General features: G+C 32.6%; 8 protein-coding genes. 1 reads left to right on the forward strand and 7 read right to left on the reverse strand.

Annotation, left to right across the window (positions count from 1 at the left end; genetic code table 11):
- Nucleotides 1-98 precede the first annotated feature (98 nt).
- The 4 genes from comC to psmB all read right to left on the reverse strand — a co-directional run bounded on the left by comC (nucleotide 99) and on the right by psmB (nucleotide 4,949).
- Nucleotides 99-1,127: an L-sulfolactate dehydrogenase gene (gene comC / locus QZN45_RS05455; protein WP_292609571.1), complete on the reverse strand. Its 1,029-nt coding sequence runs from the start codon at nucleotides 1,125-1,127 to the stop codon at nucleotides 99-101.
- A gap of 27 nt (nucleotides 1,128-1,154) precedes the next feature.
- A complete protein-coding gene (gene purM, locus QZN45_RS05460) occupies nucleotides 1,155-2,174 on the reverse strand; it encodes a phosphoribosylformylglycinamidine cyclo-ligase (RefSeq protein ID WP_292609573.1) in 1,020 nt (339 codons plus the stop codon).
- Nucleotides 2,175-2,291: 117 nt separating this feature from the next.
- On the reverse strand, nucleotides 2,292-4,205 hold the full coding sequence (locus QZN45_RS05465) for a beta-CASP ribonuclease aCPSF1 (protein WP_292609575.1): 1,914 nt from the start codon (nucleotides 4,203-4,205) through the stop codon (nucleotides 2,292-2,294).
- Between the two features lie 129 nt (nucleotides 4,206-4,334).
- Complete coding sequence (psmB, locus tag QZN45_RS05470; protein ID WP_292609577.1) at nucleotides 4,335-4,949, reverse strand: archaeal proteasome endopeptidase complex subunit beta; 615 nt, start codon at nucleotides 4,947-4,949, stop codon at nucleotides 4,335-4,337.
- A 189-nt stretch (nucleotides 4,950-5,138) separates the two neighbouring features.
- Here psmB and QZN45_RS05475 point away from each other — a divergent pair, with 189 nt between their 5' ends.
- The gene (locus tag QZN45_RS05475; RefSeq protein ID WP_292609579.1) at nucleotides 5,139-5,876 is read left to right on the forward strand and encodes a class I SAM-dependent methyltransferase family protein; all 738 of its coding nucleotides are present in this window, start codon (nucleotides 5,139-5,141) and stop codon (nucleotides 5,874-5,876) included.
- Here QZN45_RS05475 and cofG read toward each other — a convergent pair.
- From cofG to mptA, 3 genes are read right to left on the reverse strand one after another with little or no spacing between them, the layout of a single operon-like run.
- Nucleotides 5,863-6,951, reverse strand: a complete 1,089-nt coding sequence (gene cofG, locus QZN45_RS05480) for a 7,8-didemethyl-8-hydroxy-5-deazariboflavin synthase subunit CofG (protein WP_292609581.1) — start codon at nucleotides 6,949-6,951, stop codon at nucleotides 5,863-5,865. The two genes, QZN45_RS05475 and cofG, sit on opposite strands and share 14 nt — an antisense overlap.
- Nucleotides 6,952-6,953: 2 nt before the next feature.
- The gene (locus QZN45_RS05485; RefSeq protein WP_292609583.1) at nucleotides 6,954-7,394 is read right to left on the reverse strand and encodes a DUF2120 family protein; all 441 of its coding nucleotides are present in this window, start codon (nucleotides 7,392-7,394) and stop codon (nucleotides 6,954-6,956) included.
- A gap of 11 nt (nucleotides 7,395-7,405) precedes the next feature.
- Nucleotides 7,406-8,347 carry a GTP cyclohydrolase MptA gene (mptA, locus tag QZN45_RS05490; protein ID WP_292609585.1) on the reverse strand — a complete coding sequence of 314 codons (942 nt, stop codon included), beginning with the start codon at nucleotides 8,345-8,347 and terminating at the stop codon, nucleotides 7,406-7,408.
- Nucleotides 8,348-8,525 lie beyond the last annotated feature (178 nt).

Consider the following 8,525-nt stretch of genomic DNA (forward strand, 5'->3'; position numbering starts at 1 on the left):
ATTTAAAAGTTTCATATAAAGCATTAACTTTCATTCACTCGTCAAATTGCGAAGAATGCTTTAAAATTTTTTAAAAAAAAGAATTTGAAGAATAATAATTATTCTTCGATATAGGAATCTATGTCTATATCTAAATCATCGCAGATTCCTTTTAATTGTTCGTATAATTTTTCATCAATTGCTACACCATTAGCTTCGGCATCAGCAATTCTTTTTACTTCCAAATCGCCCGGAATTGCAACAGTTTCACCAGTAGCTCTGACTTGTGAGACAAAATCTTCGGTATTTGCAACAAATTCTCCAAAGTCTCCAAATTTGGATGGATCAATTACAACATATAAGTCTCCTTTTGTACAATCTTTGGTTGGTGAAGCTGTACCACTAACTCCAAGTCCGTATCCTGCTTGTACTAATGGTCCAGTTAAAATTTCAATTAATAATGATAATGCATATCCTTTAAATCCACCAAATGGTAAAATTGATCCTTCAAGTGCTGCTTCAGGGTCGTTAGTTGGATTTCCATCTTTGTCTAATGCCCATCCGTCAGGCAAGTCCAGACCTTTTCTTTTTGATTCAATGATTTTTCCACGAGCAGTAACTGAAGTTGCCATGTCTACAGTAATGTATGTTTCTGAAGGGATACCTAATGCAATAGGGTTGGTACCAATTAAAGCTTGGCTTCCTCCTAATGGTGCTATAGCAGGATCAGTATTTGCAAGAACCAATCCGATACAGTTTTCCCTTAATGCTAAATCAGAATAAAATCCGGTGACACCGAAGTGATTTGTATTATGGACACCAACACATCCGATTCCTACTTCTTTAGCTTTTTTAATAGCTATTTGCATTGCTTTATATGATACAGCTTGTCCAAAACCACTATTACCATTTATTAAAGCAATTGCTGGTGTTTCTTTTTCAATCTCAATGTCATCTTTTAGGTTTATTGTTCCTGCTTCGATACTAATTAAGTACTGTGGAAATCTTCCAAGCCCATGTGATGTAAATCCTTTTAAATCTGCATCAATTGTTGCTTCAGCTACAAATTCACTGTCTTCTTCACTAGCTCCTAATTTTTTTAATATTTCTTTTACAAGAGCTATTTCTTTATCTTTCATTATCTTCATTCACACACCTCTTAATTATTTATCAAATCAGTATTCAATTTCGGATCCTTCAAAAGCTTTTACAGTAATTTTTTCATCGTCTGTTACTTTACCAATAATTTGGCAATTGCAGTATTCTTTCAAAGTACTCATTATTTTTTCAGCTTTGTTTTCTTCAGCGATTACAACAAAACCGATACCCATGTTAAATACTTTATACATTTCTTTGATGTCTACGTTTTGTTCATAGATTAATTTGAATATTTCAGGAACTTCCGGAAGGTCATTAATATCATATCCGACACCTTTTTTCAAACGTCTGAGATTTGTAAATCCTCCTCCGGTAATATGTGCAAGTCCGTTAATATTATATTCTTTTTCAAATAATGCTACAATAGGTTTAACATACAATTCAGTGGGTCTGATTAATTCTTCACCGATAGTTGTATTTCCGTTTGGCATTTTGTCGTTAACAGTAAAACCTGCATCATCAAACAATGCTTTTCTTGCTAAACTGTATCCATTGGAATGGATTCCGTTACTTTCAATACCAATCAATACATTTCCAGGTTCTATATTTTCACCAGTAATGATTTTATCGATATCTACGAAACCAATCCCAGTACCTGCTAAATCGAAATCTTTAATAATTCCTGGAAGTGAAGCAGTTTCACCACCTATAATTGCAATTTTTGATTCTTCAGCACCTTTAACAAGGCCTTCAGCAATTTCACTAGCTCTTTCAGGGTCTGGTTTTTCAACAGCAAGATAATCCACTAATGCAATAGGTTCTGCACCTACACAAAGTATATCATTAACGACCATGGCAATACAGTCTATACCAACAGTATCGTATTTATTCATCATTTCTGCAATTAAAATTTTACTTCCAACACCGTCAGTACTCATTGCAATAGCTTTATCTCCTAATTTTACTAAAGCCGCATAATGACCGCTGTCAGTGATGATATCTCTACATGATAATGTTGATTTGAGTTTATCTGCTAACTTTGATACAGTAACAGCTTCAAGGTCTATATCAACTCCGGATTCTGAATAAGTAACCATTTTTACACCTATAAGCTTTATTTGTTTAATTTTTTTAAAAAGAAATAAAATAATATTGTGTTTACAATATTTTTACACAATATAATTTGTTTTATTAAGTATTTAATTGTTTTTTAATTATTGTATTCTAACACTGTCTAAATTAATCGGAGTTTTAGTTTCAATTTTATAACTTCTATGAATTGAAGATGCCAAATCCACAGCTTTGTATGGGTCTCCGTGGCATGTAATGACTTTATCAGGTCTTGGATTAAGTCTTTTTACATATTCCATTAATTGTCTTCTGTTAGAATGTCCACTAAATCCATTAATAGTTTTTATTTGCATTTTTACGCAGAATTGTCTTGTTCTACCATCATCATCTTCTAATGGAATTTCTTTCCATCCTTTTTGAACTCTTCTACCCATGGACCCTTCAGATTGGTATCCTACAAAGATTAATGTGTTTTTCTCATCTTCGCATAACCATTTGAAGTATTCTACAGAGTTTCCACCGGTTAACATACCTGAAGTGGATAAGATGATTGCAGGCTGTTTGCTTTCGACAATCTCTTTTCTTTGGTCACGATTTTGGACCTTTTCAAACATATCTGAGACAAATGGATTTCTTCCCATATGGAAGATTTGGTCTCTTAAGTCTTTACTTAAGTATTCAGGTCTTGCAGTGTGGATTGCTGTTGCTTCCCAAATCATACCGTCAATGTAGATAGGTACTTCTTCGATTAAACCATGTCTCATGTATTCTTCCAAAACAACCATAAGTTCTTGTGCTCTTCCCACAGCAAATACTGGAACCAATACTTTTCCTCCACGTTTTAGTGTTTTATAGATGGTTTTCATCATTTCTTTTTCAGCATTGTTCCTGGAAGGTTGTACATCTTCTTTTCCACCATATGTACTTTCCATAATTACTGTTTCAGCACGTGGGAATCTGATTGTTGCAGGTTCAAGTAATCTTGAAGGTTCATATTTAAAATCTCCAGTATATACTAAATTGTGAGCTCCATCTCCAATGTGCATATGGGATATTGCTGAACCTAAAATATGTCCTGCATTGTGCAATGTCAATCTTATGTCTGGAGAAATGTCAGTTACTTCTCCATAATCTAGTGTAATGGTATTTTTAATAGCTTGTTTTACATGTTTTGATGTAAATGGGAGAGGATTTCCTTCTCTGTGAGCTATATCTAAGTGGTCGAATTGTAAAAGTGTAGTTAAATCTCTGGTTGGGGTTGTACAGTAAACTGGCCCTTCATATCCATAATGGTAAAGGTATGGTACAAATCCACAGTGATCTAAGTGAGCGTGAGATATGATGACAGCATCTAATTCTTCAATTGAAAATTCTGGCGCATTCAAATAAGGGAATGCATTTTTATTGTCTGATGCTGCAACATTAACACCACAGTCCAATAAAACACGGCTGTTTGGTGTTTGCAATAACATTGATGAACGTCCTACTTCTTTAAATCCTCCCATTGAAGTAACTCTGGCCCAATCATTTGGATGTTTAGTTCCTTGGTGGATTTGGCGTCCAAGACGTTGTAACATTTTTTTTCTATCTTTACTACTATTTTTTTGGATGGTTCTAATTTTTCCAATAATATCTGAACTGATTGGAGGGGTTCTTAAGATTTTAGGTGCCCATCCAGTGTTTTTAACAATGTTTCTGGATGTTACTCCATATTTTCCAATAACCAATCCTGGTTTTTTCGCAGTAATAACTACTTCTCCAGTTACGGTATCAAAATAAATGTCAGTAATTTCAGCTCCTTCCGGTACGATTTCATGAATTTTATTAATGGTTTCTTCAGGTTCAAGTAATGCGCACTTGTCGGATCGTATAATAATTCTTTTTCTAAGTTCTTTTGCAAGTGATCTTATAAGATCGCCATTTTCAGTTATAATTTCTGGATTTTTAGTATAAACTACTACTTCCGGACCTTCAAATTCCACTTTGGAAACTTGAATCTCTTTTGGTAGCTTTTCTAAAATCTCTTTTTTAATATCTTCTAAAATATCTGAAGTCATATAATCCCTTCAAAAAAAGTTGGTGTAGTATAATAGTTTATGAAAAGCTTTAAGCTATAATTAGTTAAATTTCATAAACTATCTACACTATTATATAAAAAAATAGTTAGTTATGAAAAATTAGCTTACTTATATTTTTTCTAGAATCTCATTAATTTTTTCATCATCTAACATTTCAAAGCCGTCTTTGTCTACTTTTGCAACTAAATATCCGTTTCCGGAAAATGTGTCACGTTCAGCAGCAGCTCTAATAGCTCTTATAGCTATTTCAATTCCTTCATCGGTTGTTAAATCATCTCTATATCTGTCTTCAAGAACTCCGTATGCAACGATAGAACCTGATCCAGTTGAGATATAAGTGTCTTCTATCATTCCACCAGCTGGGTCTAATGAATAAAGAGATGGTTTGTCTGCGTCCATTCCACCAAGTAATGTTTGAACATACATTGGTCCTGAACGTAATATGTTTGCAGTTAATGATGCGGCAGCTTTAACACTGATTGCATCGTTGTTTCTCATTTGGTAAAGAGAAACTTCTGCTTCAATAACTTTCATTAAACTTTGTGCATCTCCCACTGAACCAGCAATGGTAGTTACAATATGATCATCAATTTTAAATATTTTTTCTGCGACTTTATGAGCTACTAAGTTTCCCATACTAGCTCTTCTTTCGCTTGCAAATACAACTCCGTCTTTACAAGTAATTCCGACGGTTGTTGTACCTTCTAATATTTTATCATCCATTTAAATACACCTCTATAGTATTTAAAATATCTTATTTCAACTATCTAATAGGTTGAATATAATAAAATCAATCAAATGTATATTTACATATTAATTTTATTTAAAATCAGAATCAATAATTAGTATAAACTAACAATATTAATATTATCTATTTGCATATATAAACTTTTCTTTCAAAAGGTGAATAAATTGAAATGGAAACGAATTGGTAATGTATTGATTTTAGATAGTAAATTTCATTATGAATCTTATGAAGATCTGCAGGTTTTATCAAAAAAGCATAATGTAAAAACCATAATGGAAATAGACCATATTCAAGGAACAAAAAGGGAACCTGTATATAATATTCTCTACGGCAATGAAACTGAGACAATACACAAAGAAAATGGCTGTTTATTTAAATTGGACTTGTCAAAAGTTATGTGGTCTAAAGGGAATAATAATGAAAGACTGCGTATTGCAAAATTGGTTGAAGACAATGAAGTTGTTTTGGACATGTTTGCAGGTATAGGATATTTTTCAATTCCTATTGGTGTTCATTCAAATGCAAAACGCATATACTCGATTGAAATAAATCCTAATTCTTACTTTTACTTATGTGAAAATATCAAATTAAATAAGTTGGACAATATTACTCCAATTTTGGGGGATTGCATGGTGCAGGCTCCCAAGTATAAAGCTGACCGTATTGTAATGGGGTATGTAAAAACCACTCATCATTATCTAAATGTGGCCATAAATAGTTTAAATGAAGGTGGAATACTGCATTATCATGAAACTGTTCCTGAAAAATTAATGAATACTAGACCTCTTGAAAGGATTATTTCTCAGGCAGGCAATCGTGAAGTTGAATTATTAAAATTAAATAAAATAAAAAAATACGCTCCTGGTGTGGAGCATGTGGTTTTGGATGTTAAGGTAAATTAAAGATATTTTCGAGTAACTTTTTATTTAGCCATTCATCGTTTATGTATTTGTCATAAACACATAATCTTTCAGTTAGTTCAAATTTTGCATCTTTAGTCAGTTCATTGAGTTCATCGATTTCCGGCCAGGGGGATGTGATATTGACAAAGTCAGGACTCACTGGCGATACGCCTCCCCAGTCATCAGCGCCGCAAAGTAGGAAAATTTGTGCAGTATCTCTATTTAAATTAGGAGGTACCTGTATACTGACGTCGCTATCTTTAAACAACAAGTATGCTGCAATAACTGTTCTGACCATATCTAAAAGACTTGGCTTTGGCCAATTCTCCATTTCAATTCCTGGAATTGGTGTAAAGTTTTGAATAATGACTTCTTGGATATGTCCGTACTTATCATTAATCTCTTTAATCGCAAGTAATGAATCGGCAATTTCTTCTTTTGTCTCTCCAATTCCTATTAAAATACCTGTGGTGTAAGGAATTTTTAGTTTTCCTGCATTGGAAATAGTTTCTAATCTAAGTTCCGGATTTTTTCCCGGACTCTTTTTATGTGCAGGCAATTCCATTAGTCTTTTTGATGAATTTTCAAGCATTAAACCCATTGATGCATTTACTTCCTTTAATTTTTCTAAAGATTCATAACTGAAGTTACCTCCATTTGTATGGGGCAATAATGAAGTTTCATCCAAAGTCATCTGGCAGATATCAACAATATAATCGACCATGTTGTCGTATCCAAATTCTTTTAATTTTAATTGGACAATTTCATCTTCATCAGCATCTTCTCCAAAAGTGAAAAGAGCTTCTTTACAACCATGTTCTTCGGCTTCTTTTAATTCACTTAAAATTTCTTCTTTTGTCTTAAGAATAATGGCTTCTGGATCATCTGGGTTCTTTTTAAAATTACAATATCCACAATCATTTCTGCAAATTTCAGTTAATGGTATGAATATATTTTTAGAATAAGTTATGAGATTATTCTCCCTATATTTGGCTACTTCCAGCATATATTTTTCAAGGTCTTTGTCAGTTGCATTTAATATAGTGAGAATTTCCTCTTTTGTTAAATTTGTCATGTTTAATCTTCACGTTCGGAAACAGTTACTTCCACATAAAGCGGAGGAATTTCATTTTTATCTTCCCAAATTGCAATAACTACATAAAAATTTGGAAGTTCAAATACTTTGTAAGCTACTACAAGTCCCATTGATTCCAATTCTTCTTCCATCCTAATGAATCCTTTACTGTCAACATCTCCAGTACCAGTTTCACTTTTTTGGATGTTTTTATCGCCTAATTTGAGAATGTCTTCAATTTTGTCGGATGTGGATTCTATTTCTGTTCCTCCAAGGATTTCTCCAATTTCAGAAAGCTTAGAATCAAAATCATCTAAAGGCAGTACTTTTCTTGATTTTCCTCTCACAATTAAAATTCTTTCATTATCAATTGCAGGTCTTGATCCTTTAAATGATTCAAAAAAGCCCATTACTTCTCCTGCAATTTCATATGTTTTTTTCATTAAATCAGATCCTATTGAATATTTAATTCTTCTTTTAATTCGCCCATGGTGGTTACTTTTTCAGCAAATGCATTGTGTCTATGAATACTTTCATGATTTTCCTGACGGGATGTAATTAACACATCATCTGGGAAATCAGAATATTTTGTTGCAATTTTTTCCATCATGTTTCTTACACAATCTTCAACAAAAACAGGTTTTCGATGTGCATTCATGACAGTTGCATTTTCATCAGGTCTTTTTAATAATTCACACACTGGGGAACTCATAGATGTTTCAATAATATCAATAATATCTTCTGCTTTAACTATTTTATCTTCAGGAACTTCAATTAATAATGTTCCAACGCCTCTTTGATTGTGAGAAGCAAAAGTAACAGTATCTAACACTTTTTGAGTTGTTTCTTCATCTAAAAATTCTAATAATTTAGTTTTATCGGATTCTCTTACAGATTCCTGTGCACATGGGCAAACAGTCATTCCAATAACTTCAGCACCAATACTTTTTTTGATGGTAACTTCATTATTTTCATCTCTAAAACCAATGGCTTTTGCTTTAAGTTTAGCCATTTCTTGGGTTTTATTTTTAGTTACTGGTGACTCTTTCAAAAACATAAAATCAGTAGTCATTGATATTTCAACACGTTTAGCATATTCGTGTTTGGTCATCATTTTGTCAACTATTTTTGCACATAAATCTTCAACGGCAACTCCTTTATCATTAGCAACAGTTTCAAGAACTTCACTAATTGCTTCAGGATTCCTAGACATATGTACTCCTTTTTGATCATTTGGCAAATCTACAAATGCATCAAATGTAGGTAACAATATTATAGGTCTTTTATTTATTCTTTCTAGTTGTAATAATTTTTTTACTCCTGTTACACCTACTCTTGTAAGTTTAATAGGTATGCTTGGAGTGTCATCTTGGGTGTCGGGTAAGCATACTGCCAATTTCATAACCTCTTAATATATTGATTAAATATTATTATTTCTCATTTTCTTTATATATAAATATTTAAAGATTTAATGATTTGGCACTTTCAATAACTTAAGTGATTTTTAGTAAATCGCATTGTCCTCATCCCAATACTTTAGTTTTAGATTGAATCTTTTTAAAATTCCTTTATCT

It is taken from the genome of uncultured Methanobrevibacter sp. (assembly GCF_900314695.1).
Taxonomy (GTDB): domain Archaea; phylum Methanobacteriota; class Methanobacteria; order Methanobacteriales; family Methanobacteriaceae; genus Methanocatella.